Here is a 16,520-nt window from a genome sequence, read left to right as displayed (position 1 = left end):
TCTACATTTTTAATACAGAGAAAATATTCCCCGCCGGATCCTCGAACCAGGCGATGGCCGGGCCTCCGTTATCACGGGAAATGCCTTTTTCATCTGTTTTGATATCACCTTCATATTGCAGGAACGTGACGCCTTTCGCGCGCAGCGCATCTACCGCAGTATCAATATCATCTACCGGAAAGTTGAGTACCGTGTAAGTAGCCGGCTCGTGGTTGCCTTTTTCGTAAACCATGATAGGCGTGCTGCCTGCAATGTGTAGTTGCAGTACCGGCATTTCATCTTCCGCCGTTACTTTTATGCCCAGTACATCTTGATAAAATGCCCTGGCTGCCTGCAGATCGTTTACCGAAAATCCACTGATTGCTTTGGTGTTTGTAAACATGGCAATACGTTTTTGTCAGACCATACGTCAAATTTACGGCCATTCTGCAGCCGGATTTGTTAATTTAAGCATCCACAAAACGTCATTATGAAAAAACTACCCCTCTTGCTACTCTGCTGTATGTTGATGACCCGCGCCTTTAGCCAGCAGGCTGGCGGCTTTAACGGTCTGGATATGAACCTCGGCAACCTCTTCCGTTTATCAGCTGCGCAAACCCGTTCCATCAGCCCCGAAAACTTTACTGGTGAAAAAGGGAAAGGCGGCATGGCGATTCCCCGTAAAGATGCACCCGCCAATACCGCCAATGCGACCAATGCCGCCCGCGACCTCGGTCAGGGTTGGAAAGTGAATCCTTATGTAATCATCAAACCTGGAGAAACATTTACTTTGGGTGAGATTATGGGTCCGGGTGCGATTCAGCACATCTGGATGACGCCCACCGGCACCTGGCGTTACTCTATTCTACGCGTGTATTGGGACGATGAAAAAGATCCATCTATCGAATGCCCTGTAGGCGATTTCTTTGGGATGGCCTTTAATGAGTATGCTCCCCTGAACTCACTGCCCATCACCGTTAATCCCGGCAGCGCCTTCAATTCCTACTGGACCATGCCATTCCGTAAAAAGTGCCGCATTACAATGGAAAACATCAATACAGAGCAAATGACTTTGTATTACCAGATCGATTATACACTTACGGAAGTGCCGGCCGATGCGTACTTTCATGCCCAGTTCCGCCAGGCCAGGCCGGATACGGCTTCGGACTATGTACTGATCGATAATATTCGTGGTAAAGGCCAATTCGTGGGTACTTACATGGCATTGAGCGTAAACAATAATGGCTGGTGGGGCGAAGGCGAGATCAAGTTCTTTATCGATGGCGATAAACAGTTCCCCACGATTTGCGGCACCGGCACGGAAGATTACTTCTGCGGTTCTTACAATTTCGATCGCGGGGGCAAGTATATACCGTTTTGCACGCCTTACGCCGGTCTGCACCAGGTAATCGGCTCCGATGGTACCTATCGTGCGAGGCAGCGATTTGGCATGTATCGCTGGCATATTGTTGACCCCGTGCGCTTTCACAAAGACCTGCGTGTAACCATACAGGATCTTGGCTGGCGCTCGGGCGGCCGTTATTTAAAGCAGCAATCAGATATATCGTCCGTAGTATACTGGTACCAGGCAGAACCTCATGTGAAGTTTCCGCCTATGCCTACGCGGGACGAGCTGGAGGTGTTATAGTTTCGTATGGTTAGGATGAAAAGGCAGATAGCCCTTTTTAGCAAGGCGCCCGGTGTCACGCACGATAATGCCTGTAAGCAGGCTGTCGCTGTTGATCTCGAAAGCAATACCCTCGTTGGTACCGAACACCGTGTAGCGGTAATCGAAGTGCGTAAACGTAGCTTCTGCCGTAAGTTGATAATGCTGCCGGACGTCGGCGATGCTTTTGCCGGTATGAATACCTTCGGCAGTAGCGTAGGCAGGAGAGGTGACGCGGATCATACGGATGCGGGCAGTTTCATCAACACCCATATTACGTTCAGCGTAAACGGCTGTAAGATCATCGCCCCGATGGTGCTGCGAGAACCACACTGCCAGTAACTTGCCCATGCCGGCATCAGTGCTGTCTGGTTTGCCCAGCAACCTGGTCGCTTTGGCAGCGTCGCCGTTGATGTGGAGTTGTCCGGCCGACTGGCCCGGAACGATCAGTGATTCGGCGGTTGCCTGCGGACGGCTCACAACGAGCGTATCCGGTTCGCTCATTTCGCGCGCGGAATTTTCACGTTGCTGGCATCCTGCAAACAGGGTGGCCGGCAACAGTAGCTGGAACAGGTTTTTCATTGCTTGAACGGTCAAATGCGCTGCAAGATAAGCATTTACGATACAAAATGAAGAGGCTGCCTGTTACGGGCAGCCTCCATTCATTTTTAACGGTTGTATTATTTCTTTGCCCGGCGAAAATGCGTGTAATGCGTTTCACCATTTACCTCCTGGGAAAATTGGAAGGCAGTATCGTTCAGCAGCAATACATTATTGATCGTGCCGCTGTAATTGATCGTCTTGCTGTCTTTGCTCAGGCTCCAGGGGAACGGGCCGCCATCCTCTGTGGCGCAATTATCTTCTCCTTTGAGTCGCATAAAGAACGTGCTGTCGCTGCGAAATTCCCACTCATCGTCTATTATACATGCTGCCAGGGAGTTGTCTGGACCATCCATATAATTGTAATCGAGTACGCCATCGCCATTATTGTCGTAGCCATTAAAAGCGATGTTCCAGTTTCTGTCGGTGATAAGCGCGACGTTCTTTTCATGGGCCGTTTGAGTCTTGTTGTCGTCTTTCTTACAGGCAGAGGCGGTAAACATACAGGCGGCCAGCAGGCCGGCGCAGGTAAGGGTATTTTTCATGGATAGATAAGGGTTTATACGCTACAAATGAACAGCTTTTTCCGGGCAGATGAACTAGTACTTTAGTTGCATGATAAATTTATGTAAAGTGGCGTGGTTTCGCCACAGCGAGTGTGGAGGGACAAGCAACTTCATCCGCGCAAGCGCGATGGTGGACGTTATTACTTAGTTTTGGCCCGGTTTTTTCTGTGTATATACCAGTTTAGGAAATCATCCTCATGAAAACTTTATTAAAGGTTTAGGGGTATAAATACAGAGGTAGAAAATGGCTGCTCCGTGATACGGTGACAGCCATTTTTCTTTTTTTCAAAAAGCTGTCACGTTTTTATTTCCATGCCGGTCATTATTCCGTAACCACATTATCTACCTCATTTTAAAAACGGATTAACAATGACCACAAGAATTTCTTACCAGGATGTAAACAAAGGATTTGCCGACGGACTGATGAAGTCGGGCATGTACATTAAAAAGAGCACCCTCGATCCCCTGTTGCTGGAACTGTTGCACTACCGCGTGTCGCAGATTAACGGTTGCGCCTATTGCCTGGACATGGGGCATAAGGAGGCCATGGCCAAAGGTGAATTGCAGGAACGTTTACATGGCCTGGCTGCCTGGCGCGAATTTTCCTGGTACACCGAGCAGGAGCGCGTGGCGCTTGCCTATGCGGAGGCCTTAACAAATGCATCCAGCCAGGATATAGAAGACGCCCTGTTTGCACAATTGCAGCAATTTTTCACCCTCGCCGAAATCGCCGACCTTGCATTGGCTGTTAGCCTTACTAATGTTTGGAACCGCATCAACAAAACTTTCAGGCCAGTAGCCGGCAGCTACCAGGTTGGACAATATGCTTAACTATGATCAACAATTATCAGCAAGAGTTATTCCCCTACGCGTACAACATCCTCGGTTCCGCCGAGGATGCCCGCGATGCCATCCAGGACGTGCTGGGTCACTACGTAGCCGTCGATCGCAGTCACATCGAAAACGAAAAAGGCTACCTGGTGAAAGCCGTCATTAACCAGAGCATCAACCTGAAGGCAAAACGAAGAGTGCTTAGCACCGAGGAGGTATGGCTGCCCGAACCCATCGCCACCGAGCAAGCCGATAGCAGCCTGCATACCCGTGACATCGTATCCTACTCGATGCTGGTGCTGCTGGAGCAGTTAAACCCGCGGGAACGGGCTGTATTTATCCTGAAAGAAGCTTTTTCCTATTCCCATGAGGACATTGCCGAAGTGTTAGGCTTTACGGTCGAGAATAGCCGTAAACTGCTCAGCCGCGCCAAAGCCAGGTTGGAAAAATCCCGCCAACCCGCTGCACTCCCGCGCCAGGACGAAGGCTTCCGGATGATCGAACAGTACATCGGCGCCATTCAAAGCGGAGATGTTGCCCGGCTGGAGAAGTTATTATCCGCCGACATCGCCTTCTACGCCGATGGTGGCCCGGGTATGCAACTGGTAATGCGTCATTGCCAGGGCGCCGACAAGGTGGCTGGTTTGCTGCAGTATGTGTATAAGACCTTCCAGCAAAACTATACCATCCACCTGGCAGTTGTTAATCATCAACCCGCCATCCTGTACTATGACAACAGCCGTTTAACCGCCTGCCAGGTGCTGGAGATACAGGGCGGGGTAATTACCCAGGTACTGAGCATGCTGGATCCGGAGAAGTTGAAGCTGGTAGCGGGGAAGTAGTGGAGTTGCAGTAGGATTACTGGCTACTTTACATGAAGTAGCATAGGAGTTTCAGAGGGATGGGAAGCCTCGTGTATCGGAGTTGTAGTAGGATTACAGTAGAATTACAGTAGAATTAGTACCTGTTTACCGGCAATTGGGAATGCAGGTAGGACGGCTCTGCGTGCGATCCCGAAAACTTGCTGGTATAGATATGATAACGGGATGGCGCCTGCGTCATCCCATTATTGTTTGATACTATTTTACCTCTTTTAAATTATGCAATCGAACGTTCATGTAATTACTGTAGAATAAATCCCGAAAATTCACCATCTTGTTATTCATCCGCCGGTGCCGGAGCTTCAGGGCCACGTTATGAGCAGCGCCGATGTGATCAGTTTTACTATAAAAATTAAAACAATATGTCTTCCAGAAGAAACTTCCTGTTGCAATCCGCCCTCGGCGTTGCTGCCACCGCCGTTGCACCCCTGGCTTCTGTAGCCGCCGTGCAGGTAAAGGGTAATAAGAACACCGACGTAAACATCGGCATGGCCGGTTATACCTTCGCCAAGTTCGATGTGGACCAGGCCATTGCTATGATGAAGCGGGTAGGAATTAAACACATCTCCGTAAAAGATATTCATCTGCCCCTGAATGCCTCCGACGAAAAGATTGCCGAGGTGAAAGGCAAGTTTGCTGCGGCGGGAATCAACGTATATGCCGTGGGCGTTATCTATATGAAAACAGAAAAAGCAGTGGACGAAGCCTTTGCCTACGCAAAACGTGTAGGCGTTCCGATGATCGTTGGCGTACCCAATCCCGAGCTGCTGGATCATACGGAAAAGAAAGTAAAGGAGTATGGCATCAAACTGGCCATTCATAACCATGGTCCGGAGGATAAACTGTATCCTGGTCCGGCCAATGTGATCGGCCTCCTTAAAAACCGCGATCCCCGCATGGGCCTCTGTATCGATATCGGCCACGCCATGAGGGCAGGAGAGGAGCCGGGCAAAGCGATCCGCGAGTATAAAGACAAGATATTCGATCTGCATATTAAGGATGTTACCGTTGGATCGAAAGATGGCAAAGCCGTAGAAATCGGCCGGGGTGTGATCGATTTTGCAGGACTGATCAAGTCACTCGAAAAGATTAAGTACCAGGGTATCTGCGCAATTGAGTATGAAAAAGACATGAGTGATCCGCTGCCAGGCATTGCCGAATCAGCTGGTTACTTCAGGGGAGTCGTAAAAACCGTTACTGCCTGAAAAATTTAGAAAGGACGCCAGGAAAAGGCGTCCTTTTTTATCCTACCTTGCGTCGTAACCCAAAGTTTCCTATACCATGAAAAAGATCCTGAAAGACGAAAGTTTTCGTTTATCCATTATCATTACACTCATCTTTATCGGGACGGGCATCGCGTTCCTGTTCTACGGCCTGGTTGATTATAGCTGGGTGTTATTCGGCCTGCTTCCCGTTGTACTGGGGGTGGCCATCGGTACCATGAAAGTGCGGATGTATGCCTTATGGGGCGCCATCATCACCACCATCATCATGCTGATCGGGATTTACATCCCGGGGCTTTCCGGCATCATCTGTATCGTAATGGCCATCGGCCTGGTCGTGCCATTCATCTTCCTGGGGTACGTGATCGCGCGATTAGTAAGGCGTTACAGGCTGATCAAAGAGACCAACAAGCTGCCTATCCTCATCCTGCCCCTTATCCCATTCCTGATTGCCGCGCCCACCGAGCATTACATGAAGAAGGAAAAAGAAGTAGTGATCGAAGTGAAATCAGCGCGTTATTTCAATTACACCCCCGAGCAAGTGTACGACGCTATTAAGTCCGTTGATACCGTTGATGCAGAAAAGCCCTTCCTCCTGAAACTTGATCTTCCCATTCCCATTAAATGCGTGCTGGAAAAAGAAGAAGTGGGCGGACTGCGTACCTGTTATTTCCGCGGTGGCCGTTTAAGCAACGCCGATTTTGGAGGCGGCTCCATCGTAGAGCGCATCACCGAACTGGAACGTGGCAAAGTGTTACGCATGGACGTACTTGATTACAATCTCGTTGGCCGCAACTGGCTTGGCTTTAAAGAAGCCATCTATTACTTTGAACCCGCTGGCAACAACGGTTGTAAGATGACCCGCATCACCACCTACACCTCCGTTTTAACCCCCAGGTTTTACTGGGAACCAATGGAACGTTTAGGCATCGAGCAGGAGCATGAATACGTGTTCAACAACATTGACAAAGACCTTCACAATGCGGCAGCCAAATAATTTTTTATCGCACGGCAACAAAAATTTGGAAATTAAATCAACTTGTTTACCTTTGCACTCCCTGACACAAAAGGAATGATGCCCAGATGGCGAAATTGGTAGACGCACTGTGTTCAGGTCGCAGCGCCGGCAACGGTGTGCTGGTTCGAATCCAGTTCTGGGCACAAGAGCGGAAAGGTTGGAGATATCTCCAACCTTTTCCTTTTTAGGCCCGTTCAAATCCTTTCCAGTCCTGCTAATCAACTCAAGCAAGACATTCGGATCAAGTTGAAAAGTTGAGGGATTGAATGTCTACGCATACAATTTATTCAGCCTGAAGAGAAAGAATTCTACGTCTCTGACACCTCTCATTGCATTCCTGAACGATTTTATCTTAGCATTAAAGGATTCGGCAGAAGCGTTTGTGGCTCTGTTATTGAAGAAGTTGAGTATCCCGAGATAGTGGGTTTGGATGGTTCTGGAAAGGGTTCTGAATGACGCCAGGCCTGTATTTTCCACATCGTTATACCACAGAGCCAGCTTTTTAAAAGCCTCCTGTTTACTCTTACATTGTCGAAATACTTCACCCAGTCGTAGGGATAACTGATAAGCCTTTTGGATAATCGGATACCGATTAAATAATAGCTGAGCCCTTTGCTGCTGTTCCCTTGTCCATAATCGGGAGTGCTTAAACAATAAATACCGGCTGCGGGCAAGGAGTTGTTTAACCGTATCTCCATTAGGCAATACTTCAGGACAATAAGGAACCTGCTGCTTTTTAGCCTGGTCATAAGCCTCATTTTCCTGCTCCAGCGCTTCCCAGCGATATTGTATCCTTATTTCCTGAACGGCGTCAAAAGCCAGTTGTTGTACATGGAAACGATCGATTACTCTGTCCGCATTGGGGAAACAGCGTTTAACTGCCAGGTTGAGACTGGCTGCCATATCGATAGTCACCTCCTGTACCTTGTCCCGACGTCGTTTGGGAATCTTCTGTAAAATAGCGATTAGCTGATCAGCCTGCGTACCCCTGATCATGGCCACTATAGACCCTTTACGCCCTCTTGCGGCCTTATTAGTAACTATGGTATAAAGTTCTCCGCTTGAAAAAGCTGTTTCGTCAATACTGAGGAAAGGGCCGATATTATCTTCAAATAACATCCATTCAGCGCAATGCTGCTTTTGGGTCCATTGATGAAAGCCGCTAAGGTGATTTTTATATTGTTGTTGAAGTTGTTTTCCATCTACCTGAAAGAAATGCCCTAATTGTAAAGGACTGATAGGGTATTTATCCAAATATGCCTTTTAAAAAAAGACCGAATTCCGTTGTCATTCGCGTCCCTTCTATCACCAGTGTCCAGTTCCTGGTTACTATTTGACCAGTCGGCTGAACCACCCAGCGACGGCGTTTTATCCGTAATGCTACCTTGTGGCCGCGGATAGGAAAATCTTCAATAGAAGTTTCTGGCAAGAACCCTTTTGAATGCAGTAGCTGATCTTTGTATTCCTCGGGTATGATATTCTTCTCCTCAAGATAAATACTTATACCCTTAGCATTCTTTGTACTATTGGTGAGTTCAAAATAATCCAAAATCCCGGCTGGCAATAGTAGTTCTATGAGTTGTTTATAATTCTGGTCCAAGCTGCTATAACGTTACTACATCACAAAGAAACAGCTTTTTTGTCAGCCCCCAAGAATTTGACTTGATCCGACATTCGGCTCCGTGGTTCGAACTTTTTTTCCTGAAAAATTAACTTTCCCGGAAAGATAGAACCGATGATCTTCTTTTTTTCTTCCGAAGTGGCGTTATTAAAGCGCACGGCAATGTTCGCAAGTATGTCCCCGCCTGCCCTTAAAAATTCCTCTGTGATTTTCGGCTTTTGTAAAAGCGCGTTCTTTCGCTCCGCAAGTACCTCCTGTTCTCGCAGCAAATCCGATTTGATCTGGTTGTACTCCGCCATCGGTAACTCGCCATCCAATAAGATGCTACGGGCGTTTTGGAGGCGGATGCCAATTTTTACTATGGAATCATCAATCGCGGACAGCTCGGCTTTATCATTTACTTGTCCTTTCTCCAGGTTCTTATACACCATAGCCGCATACGCGCGCAGTATGTCCGAATTGACGGCTATCCCTTGGAGCAATTTGACGAACGCCTCGTTCGCGTCCGTTGCCCGGAAACGTTCTTTGCATTTTCGCGCGGGAGCGCAATGGTAATAGTAATAAATCCCTCCATTTCCTTTTGAGCCACTGCCTGTAAGCGGCTGCCCGCATTGACTGCAAACAAGAAAGCCACGCAAGGGAAGGCTTTCGGTAATATGGTAATTTGCGTCAACCCTGATTTTGCGGCGCCTCCCCTGCAATACATCCTGCACCTCATTGAAAAGATGTTCCGTAATAAGCGGTTGGTGGATGCCGCTCACGCAATGTGCTGGTTCGGTTTTATAAGCAGCCACGAATACTTTTCCGCAGTAAATAGGATTGCGCAACATGCTCCAAAATTGGCTCTTTTGCACTTTCAATCCTCGCTGGCGAGCCATGCGCCATAACGCCTGTATGTCGAAAAGCTCCCTGGACATTTCTTCAAAACACCACTTAACCGTTGCGGCATCTTTATTCGGGATAAGCAGCGGTTTGTTAGCGGCATCCCTGCCATTAAAATAACCACGGGGCGCGATGCCGAGATACCGGCCCTCCTTCTTTGCCCTGCGCATGCCGTGGAGTGTGTTCAGTGCACGCCGGTCGTTCTCGACCTCAGGCGCTGTGAGGTAGATGGCCAGCATGATTTTGCTCTCCGGAATCTCCATGTCCAATGGCTGTTCTATGGCCTGAACTTCGACGCCCAGCTTTTTTAGTACGCCGATCATCCGGTAGGCTTCCGCGAAATTTCGTGAAAACCTATCCCATTTCGTAATCAGCAGCAGATCAACGGTGCCGCGGTTCTTTTTAATAATAGAAAGGATGTTATTAAACTCCGGTCGGTCGAACGTCTTGGCGGAATAGTCCTCGTGAAAAACATCCCTAACGAGAATATTTTCACGTAAGCAATATTTCTGAAGGGCGTCTTCCTGGTGCGCGGGGCTGTAGCCGTCGGCCTGGTCATCGGTACTTACCCTGGGGTAAAGAAAAGCGGCCCGCTGCTTAATGCAGGAGCCGCTGGTGTTTACAATAGGCATAGGTATTTTCATATTTTTTGTTTTAATAAAAGAACAACTAGATTTAAAGCCTCTAACATTTTTTCATTGGCCTGCCGTTGAATCATCAACACAACGCGCAGTTCTGCAAAAGCATCCGTGATTGCCTCTTGTTCAGAACGAGCCGCCTGACTTACAACACCTCCTCCAACTAACTGATCCGTTTTAGCATCAAATCGTAAAATCATACAAATATCAATCTCCAGAATGTCTGCAATTTCTGACAGTTTATTTACAGCTAAATTTTTTACATAATCGCGCTCAATATTGCCGTAAGCGGTAACGCCCATACCTAGCCTGCTTGCTATGTACTCCCGCGACACGCCTTTTAGCTCACGCAGCCTTCTTATGCTTTTTCCTAAACTCATTTTCGATATCATTTCTATCGGCGACGCGACTATTGAGAAAAATATCAACATCGAGCATACATAGATGTTCGAGAAAGTTGTGTATCATTAGCAATTCCTCATCTGTATAGCCATATTTGGTGGCGTTATACGTAACCCTAAGTCCGGCAATGCTGGGGGTGGCATCTACATTTTCGTTCTTCATGTCATTTTCCATCAAAATAACCACCCCCGCAAACAGCATATCCCAATTCTGCATCATTGTTCCCGCATATGTCACAATATGACTGTCTGTGCCTTGCCGGTTTCTCCATGTAGCACCATTGTAACAGCTTCGGCGTAGATATTCAACAAATTCAATAGGTGAAAAATATAAACAAAAATTTCTCGGACTGACAAGCTAACATTCGCCAGCTTCGGGAGGGCGTCGCCAAATGTAGACTGGTACTGTATTATGAAGAAACCCTACTTCAATTCTGTGGAGAATCTGTTTTTTTCTGTCGACAGATATTGCCACCTTCATCAGAAACCAATAGCCTTTCGCAAAAAAGCGTACAAAACATCTAATACTAAGTAACTCTTAATCCCTTCCTAAATCTCTCCTAAATCGCTTTTGAACTTAGCGGCAGAACAAGTAAAACTATACGATGAAAACAACTACCATCTTATTGTTTGTAGCCCTGCTGCAAATTCTATCGCAGGCGGTTAATGCGCAGTCGCCCAGCATTTCCATATCCGGAACGATTAAGTCAAAGAAGGACGGCGTAGCCCTACCCTATGTAAACGTGATCTTAAGGAAGGTACAAGACAGCACCTTTGTAGCCGGCGCCGCAAGTAATGAGAAAGGATTATTTACGTTGAGCGGCGTAAAGCCCGGGAACTATTTGCTGGAGGCTTCTTTTATGGGATTCAAAACGATTACACAGCCGTTGTTCGTCGGTACATTGTCGCCCTACATTGATATCCCGCCCATCGAACTTGAGGAAACGGCATCGCAGCTGAAAGGTGTAGAGGTAGCGGGGCAACAACAGTCAGTTAGCCTCGCCATGGACAAAAAGACTTATAACCTATCGGATAACATTAGCCAGGGCGGAGGCTCTGTACTACAGGCCATGCAAAACCTGCCTGGTATTACAATACAGGACGGCAAGGTGCAACTGCGCGGAAATGATAAAGTGACGGTGTTAATAGATGGGAAACAAACAGCGCTGACGGGATTCGGCAGTCAGTACGGCCTGGATAATATTCCCGCATCTTCCATTGAAAGAATTGAGATCATCAATAATCCCTCTTCGCGGTACGATGCAAATGGGAATGCAGGTATCATCAATATCATCATGAAGAAAAATAATCAGGATGGCTGGAACGGAAAAGCCGGCATTGCCTTAGGCGCCGGTGCGCTGTGGGAGCGGCAGGCGAACCTGCCGGGCATTCGTCCGCAGTACAGGATGACGCCTAAAATCAACCCTTCCCTGTCGTTGAATTACCGCAAGAACAAGGTAAACGCCTTCCTGCAGGCGGACAACCTGTACACGCACACATTGAACAAAAACGAGTTTGTCAACAGGATATACGATAACGGCGATGTGGTGAGGCAGCAGCTGAAGCGCAACCGAAATACTAACTTCTTCAATTCCCGCGCGGGAATAGACTGGTTCATCAACGATAAAAATACGCTCACGATATCCGGAATGTTCGGCAGCGAAAAGATTATAGACCGTGGCGATCAGCCATTCTTTAACGCGGATTTATCTCAACGCACGCGCCTTTGGCAATTCCTGGAAGATGAATTGAAAACGACCGTAATGGCTACCGCAAACTACCAGCGTAAGTTTGAGCAGCCCGGCCACCAACTGAATATCGGGTTTAACTACACATTTCATAGGGAGGACGAAAAGTATTTTTATGACAACACGCTGCCTGCTTCCAAAGGCACTGATGCCTTTAAGCTGTTATCGGACGAGCAGGTATATGACCTGAACATCGATTATGTGAAGCCCCTGAAATACGGACGGATCGAAACAGGCATTAAGCTGCGTAACCGCAGTATTCCAACGGACATGAACTTTATTCCCGGCCTTAATTCCGTACTGGACACCACGGCGGGTGGTTGGGCCACCTACCGTGAACTGATCCCAGCCGTGTACGGCAACTACGTGTTCGAAACGCCGAAATGGGAGGCGGAACTGGGGCTGCGACTGGAATACGTGCGTATCCGGTATGATGTAAACCCGGGCCACCGGACCTATAGTAGCGATGGATACCATTACACACAACCGTTCCCGAACTTCCGGTTAAGCTATAAGCTTAACGACCGGAATAAGCTGTCAGCCTTCTTTAATCGCCGTGTTGACCGGCCTAATGAAGTGGACATCCGGATTTTCCCGAAATACGACGATGCGGATATTATCAAAGTGGGTAATCCCGCGCTGCGGCCACAGTTCACCAATTCCATTGAGCTGGGTTACAAAAACACCTGGTCGGGTGGTAGTTTGTACGCCGCCGCATATCACCGTTATGTGGACGGGACTATCACCCGCATTTCCACGGTAGTGCCGGGCAGCACATCGGTATACGCCATTTTTCAGAATGCAGGCAAAAGCTATAACACAGGGATGGAAATGGTGTTAGAACAAAAGGTGGCACCTTTCTACACGTTCAATATAAATGGAAACATCTACCGTAATCGGATCGATGCGTACACCGTTAATAATCTGTACCCGGTGGAGCATCAATTTACCGCCGCGGCACAGAATATCACCTCGGGCAGCGTGAAGCTCAACAACAATTTAAGGTTTAGAAATGGTCTGGAGGCACAATTGACGGCAGTTTACATGGCACCGGACATTATTCCCCAAGGAACAATGGAAGCGCGCTTCTCCCTAGATGCGGGTATCAAAAAGACAATACAACAATCCAAAGGAGAAATTTTTATTAATGCCACCGACCTGCTGAATACCATGGTAATTAAACGCACCATTATCGGCAACGGTTTCACTTATACTAGCAAAGATTATTATGAAACGCAGGTGATACGCGTCGGTTATAACTATAAGTTTTAGCAAAATGGAATGGAAACGGATGCTTCGTGAAATAGGCCAGTCGGATAAGCGGGAGCGATCTATCGCGTTTATGAAAAAACATCATTTTCTTTACAGTGTATTGCCAGCGAAAGCTTTCGGAACAAAAAGCGGAAAATTTGCGTTGGCTGCAACAACATTAATGTTATGTGGTGGATGTATGCTTTATTGTCGGCGCTGTTTGCTGCTATGACTGCCGTTTTTACGAAAGTCGGTGTAGTGAGTATCAATTCCAATCTCGCTACCTGCATCCGCACGATGGTAATACTTATTTTGGCCTGCACAATTACACTCCTGCGTGGAGAAGCAAAAGGACTAGGCGCCCTCTCGAAGCAGGGCGTTTATTCCCTCCTTGTTTCTGGTCTGGCCACCGGACTTTCATGGCTATTTTATTTTAAGGCGATACAGGTGGGTAAGTTATCACAGGTGGCCCCAGTAGACAAACTGAGCGTGGCACTAACGCTATTGTTCGCCATTGTTTTTCTGGGCGAAACACTAACTTAAAAAATGGCACTGGGGGCCGAACTTATTATACTTGGAACTATTGTGCTGTTACTTCCTTAAGCTTTGAAAAACACAAAATAAAATGGTGATATCCTTCCGCGAAATCATAATCCACATTCCATTGATAACGCATCACGATTTGCTTGACAATCGCCAGCCCCAAACCGGTGCCGGGCAAATTATGCGAGGCAGAGGCAAAGCGCTTGAATAGCTGGGCTTTGTTAAGCGATTCCGCCCCGGGATTGGAAACCGTAAGGCGGCCGGCCGCCAGGGTCACATAAATGTTACCCGGCAGCAGGGTATGCCGAATGGCATTGGTTATCAGGTTGCCTATGAGGATTTCCAGCAGTATTTTATTGCCATTTACGGTTGGTTCTGCATTGATAGTTACCTTCAGCTCGCTGCCCTTTTCTTCAAAAAACGGTGAAAACTGAACACAAAGTTCATTTAGAAGTTCTCTAAGACCAATCACTTCTTTATCCGCAAACTGTTTGTTTTCAATTTTGGTAAGCAACAGCAGGTTTTTATTGATGCGGCCCGCCCTGGTGAGGGCAGACTGAGCCGCTTCAATGAGGCTGTATTCCTCGTTGTCTAGGGCTTTACTCTGGGAAAGCAGTTCCAGCTTCGACTGGGCAATGGCCAACGGGGTCTGTAATTCGTGCGATGCGTTGTCGGCAAATTCCTTTTGCTGGTTGTATGCAGCGATGTTAGCCTGTAGTAATTTTCTTAGGCTTTCGTTGAGTTCGTCAAATTCAGCTATATTGGTTTTATCAAATTGAATATTGTCTGGATTTTCCAAATCAAATTGCCTAATCTGTTGTAGGGTTTGATAGAACGGCCGCCACATGCCCCGTGATAATATCCGGTTCACCAGAATTAATGCCAGGAGCAACACCGCGAAAAACAATGCGCTTAGGAGTGTAACCGCACCAATGATCAGCAGCTTATCCTCTCGCCCGGCTTCCGGCGTTATAATGACATTATGCTCATCGAGTTCATATTGCCACAGGCGGCTGAGGGCCACGTAGTAAATTGGTATCACGCAAACCAACACTGCAGCAGCACAAATTACAATCCGTTTCAACGAATAATTCAGCAGTTTGCTCATATTTCCCATTTATAACCGCTTCCGTACATGGTTTTAAGATAATGACCTACTCCGGCGTCGTTAAGCTTGCGTTTTAGATTTTTGATGTGGGAGTAAACGAAATCGTAGCTATCGAATAATGCAGCCACGTCGCCGGAAAGGTGCTCGGCCAGCGCCGCTTTTGATATGACACGGTTTTTATTCACGATGAAATACATCAACAGGTCGAACTCCTTTTTTGTAAGTACCATTTGCTTTCCTTCAACGGTAACGGCTTTGCCCAGTACATCCACCCTAATTTCATTTTGCTCGATAACGTTTGTACTACCGAAACTTTTCCGCCGGATAATCGAGTACACGCGTGCAGCCAGTTCTGGCAGATGAAAGGGTTTTGCGAGGTAATCGTCAGCCCCAATCCGAAGCCCATTTATTTTATCATCCATGGAGTTTTTAGCAGAAATGATAATCACCCCGTCGTTTTTCTTTTGCCGTTTCAGCTCTTCCAGAATCTGGAAGCCGTCCCCGCCGGGCAGCATCAGGTCAAGCAAGATGCAATCATACTCAAACAAATCAATACGTTCCAGGGCTTCCGCATAATTGGCGGCATATTCACATAGATAGCTTTCGTCTGAAAGGTAGGTTCCCATGCTCTTTGCCAACTCTATTTCGTCCTCGATGATTAGAATTTTCATGCAATAAAATTATGGTGTAATTCTGTTTTCTTCCTGTACCTGGCTGTTCAAATTGTCACCAAAAAAGACACAAATAATTGAATATCAATTTATATAAAATAAATAAAGCGGAAAAATCTAAATTACGATACAGAATTATCTCCAAATCGTAGTTCATTTTTGCATCCTGTTAAACAACTAACGATGATAAAAAAGTGGATGTCTTGTCTTATGATTTCTTTTACTGCTTTGATGGCGCGCGGGCAGGCGTTGGACAGCCTGCGATATCATCCTCATTTGAAGTTCAGTTTCCGGCAGCTACGGGCACCGCTTACATTAAGCGTGATGGGTGTGGCGTCCAATGGTAACGGTAAAGAATCTGTAAAAAACGAGATTGTTGAGGAAAGAAATGAGCACATTGCCGGGTTTCACACCAGCATAGATGACTATCTCCAATTTTCGCCGCTTGTTATAGCCTATGGTCTGGACGCAATGGGTATCCCGTCTAAAAATGATATTGGTAACCGGACGGGAATACTTTTAAAGGGGGAACTATTGATGCTTGCGACGGTACATATACTGAAGACCTATACCCACCAGCTTCGCCCAGATGGCTCCGCGTTTACCTCTTTTCCCTCTGGGCATACTGCCCAGGCTTTTGCGGCGGCTACGTTCCTGGTGGAAGAATATAAGCACCGCTTCAGGTGGATGCCATATGCAGCGTATGGACTCGCCAGTTCAGTAGGGGCGCTCCGCATGGCGAACAACCGACATTACATTTCGGATGTATTGCTGGGAGCAGGAATTGGGATATTGTCGATAAAAGTGGCTTATTGGACGCATAAATATAAGTGGGGAAAAAGACGAAGTGGCGATCTAGCTGCCGTTTTTAAGGGTTAATTAGGGCGGCTTTT

General features: G+C 47.3%; 18 protein-coding genes and 1 tRNA gene. 9 read left to right on the top strand and 10 right to left on the bottom strand.

Annotated elements, in window-relative coordinates:
- Position 1: 1 nt before the first annotated feature.
- Complete coding sequence (locus MKQ68_RS14240; RefSeq protein WP_244839321.1) at positions 2-382, bottom strand: VOC family protein; 381 nt, start codon at positions 380-382, stop codon at positions 2-4.
- 87 nt (positions 383-469) lie between these two features.
- Between MKQ68_RS14240 and MKQ68_RS14235 the strand changes: the two genes are divergently transcribed.
- A complete protein-coding gene (locus MKQ68_RS14235) occupies positions 470-1,627 on the top strand; it encodes a glycoside hydrolase family 172 protein (RefSeq protein WP_264279716.1) in 1,158 nt (385 codons plus the stop codon).
- On the opposite strand, the gene MKQ68_RS14230 is transcribed toward MKQ68_RS14235, so the two are convergent.
- A complete protein-coding gene (locus tag MKQ68_RS14230; protein ID WP_244839318.1) occupies positions 1,622-2,227 on the bottom strand; it encodes a hypothetical protein in 606 nt (201 codons plus the stop codon). The genes MKQ68_RS14235 and MKQ68_RS14230 overlap by 6 nt on opposite strands.
- 98 nt (positions 2,228-2,325) lie before the next feature.
- On the bottom strand, positions 2,326-2,790 hold the full coding sequence (locus MKQ68_RS14225; RefSeq protein WP_264279715.1) for a lipocalin family protein: 465 nt from the start codon (positions 2,788-2,790) through the stop codon (positions 2,326-2,328).
- Positions 2,791-3,180: 390 nt separating this feature from the next.
- Between MKQ68_RS14225 and MKQ68_RS14220 the strand changes: the two genes are divergently transcribed.
- From MKQ68_RS14220 to MKQ68_RS14200, 5 genes are all read left to right on the top strand, one after another.
- Positions 3,181-3,642 (top strand): carboxymuconolactone decarboxylase family protein, encoded by a 462-nt coding sequence (locus MKQ68_RS14220; protein ID WP_264279714.1) that lies wholly within the window; start codon positions 3,181-3,183, stop codon positions 3,640-3,642.
- A 2-nt stretch (positions 3,643-3,644) separates the two neighbouring features.
- Positions 3,645-4,484: a sigma-70 family RNA polymerase sigma factor gene (locus MKQ68_RS14215; RefSeq protein ID WP_264279713.1), complete on the top strand. Its 840-nt coding sequence runs from the start codon at positions 3,645-3,647 to the stop codon at positions 4,482-4,484.
- Positions 4,485-4,885: 401 nt separating this feature from the next.
- Positions 4,886-5,728 carry a sugar phosphate isomerase/epimerase family protein gene (locus MKQ68_RS14210; RefSeq protein ID WP_264279712.1) on the top strand — a complete coding sequence of 281 codons (843 nt, stop codon included), beginning with the start codon at positions 4,886-4,888 and terminating at the stop codon, positions 5,726-5,728.
- Positions 5,729-5,804: 76 nt separating this feature from the next.
- Positions 5,805-6,743 carry a polyketide cyclase gene (locus tag MKQ68_RS14205; protein ID WP_264279711.1) on the top strand — a complete coding sequence of 313 codons (939 nt, stop codon included), beginning with the start codon at positions 5,805-5,807 and terminating at the stop codon, positions 6,741-6,743.
- An 80-nt stretch (positions 6,744-6,823) separates the two neighbouring features.
- Positions 6,824-6,907, top strand: a tRNA-Leu gene (locus tag MKQ68_RS14200).
- Between the two features lie 127 nt (positions 6,908-7,034).
- Here MKQ68_RS14200 and MKQ68_RS14195 read toward each other — a convergent pair.
- From MKQ68_RS14195 to MKQ68_RS14175, 5 genes are read right to left on the bottom strand one after another with little or no spacing between them, the layout of a single operon-like run.
- Positions 7,035-8,018 carry an ISAon1 family transposase gene (locus MKQ68_RS14195; protein ID WP_349773788.1) on the bottom strand — a complete coding sequence of 328 codons (984 nt, stop codon included), beginning with the start codon at positions 8,016-8,018 and terminating at the stop codon, positions 7,035-7,037.
- The gene (locus MKQ68_RS14190; protein WP_264279710.1) at positions 8,011-8,364 is read right to left on the bottom strand and encodes an ISAon1 family transposase N-terminal region protein; all 354 of its coding nucleotides are present in this window, start codon (positions 8,362-8,364) and stop codon (positions 8,011-8,013) included. The genes MKQ68_RS14195 and MKQ68_RS14190 overlap by 8 nt, the downstream gene beginning before the upstream one ends.
- Before the next feature lie 20 nt (positions 8,365-8,384).
- Positions 8,385-9,911 (bottom strand): recombinase family protein, encoded by a 1,527-nt coding sequence (locus MKQ68_RS14185; RefSeq protein WP_264279709.1) that lies wholly within the window; start codon positions 9,909-9,911, stop codon positions 8,385-8,387.
- Entirely contained in the window at positions 9,908-10,285 is a 378-nt protein-coding gene (locus MKQ68_RS14180; RefSeq protein ID WP_264279708.1) for a helix-turn-helix domain-containing protein, read from the bottom strand. The genes MKQ68_RS14185 and MKQ68_RS14180 overlap by 4 nt, the downstream gene beginning before the upstream one ends.
- On the bottom strand, positions 10,251-10,526 hold the full coding sequence (locus tag MKQ68_RS14175; RefSeq protein WP_244839308.1) for a hypothetical protein: 276 nt from the start codon (positions 10,524-10,526) through the stop codon (positions 10,251-10,253). Before MKQ68_RS14175 ends, MKQ68_RS14180 begins: the two co-directional genes overlap by 35 nt.
- Positions 10,527-10,911: 385 nt before the next feature.
- Between MKQ68_RS14175 and MKQ68_RS14170 the strand changes: the two genes are divergently transcribed.
- Positions 10,912-13,326, top strand: coding sequence for a TonB-dependent receptor (locus MKQ68_RS14170; RefSeq protein WP_264279707.1), 2,415 nt, complete (start codon positions 10,912-10,914; stop codon positions 13,324-13,326).
- Positions 13,327-13,491: 165 nt separating this feature from the next.
- Positions 13,492-13,848, top strand: a complete 357-nt coding sequence (locus tag MKQ68_RS14165; RefSeq protein ID WP_264279706.1) for an EamA family transporter — start codon at positions 13,492-13,494, stop codon at positions 13,846-13,848.
- Between the two features lie 37 nt (positions 13,849-13,885).
- Here the strand turns inward: MKQ68_RS14165 and MKQ68_RS14160 are convergent, their stop codons facing one another.
- Both MKQ68_RS14160 and MKQ68_RS14155 read right to left on the bottom strand, forming a co-directional pair.
- Positions 13,886-14,956 carry a sensor histidine kinase gene (locus MKQ68_RS14160; RefSeq protein ID WP_264279705.1) on the bottom strand — a complete coding sequence of 357 codons (1,071 nt, stop codon included), beginning with the start codon at positions 14,954-14,956 and terminating at the stop codon, positions 13,886-13,888.
- A complete protein-coding gene (locus MKQ68_RS14155; protein ID WP_264279704.1) occupies positions 14,953-15,627 on the bottom strand; it encodes a response regulator transcription factor in 675 nt (224 codons plus the stop codon). Before MKQ68_RS14155 ends, MKQ68_RS14160 begins: the two co-directional genes overlap by 4 nt.
- Positions 15,628-15,810: 183 nt before the next feature.
- Between MKQ68_RS14155 and MKQ68_RS14150 the strand changes: the two genes are divergently transcribed.
- Complete coding sequence (locus tag MKQ68_RS14150) at positions 15,811-16,506, top strand: phosphatase PAP2 family protein (RefSeq protein ID WP_264279703.1); 696 nt, start codon at positions 15,811-15,813, stop codon at positions 16,504-16,506.
- The last annotated feature ends 14 nt before the right edge of the window (positions 16,507-16,520 follow it).

It is taken from the genome of Chitinophaga horti (assembly GCF_022867795.2).
Taxonomy (GTDB): Bacteria; Bacteroidota; Bacteroidia; order Chitinophagales; family Chitinophagaceae; genus Chitinophaga; species Chitinophaga horti.
Note: the sequence above shows the minus strand (reverse complement) of the source record. Positions and strands in the feature narration are given on the sequence as shown.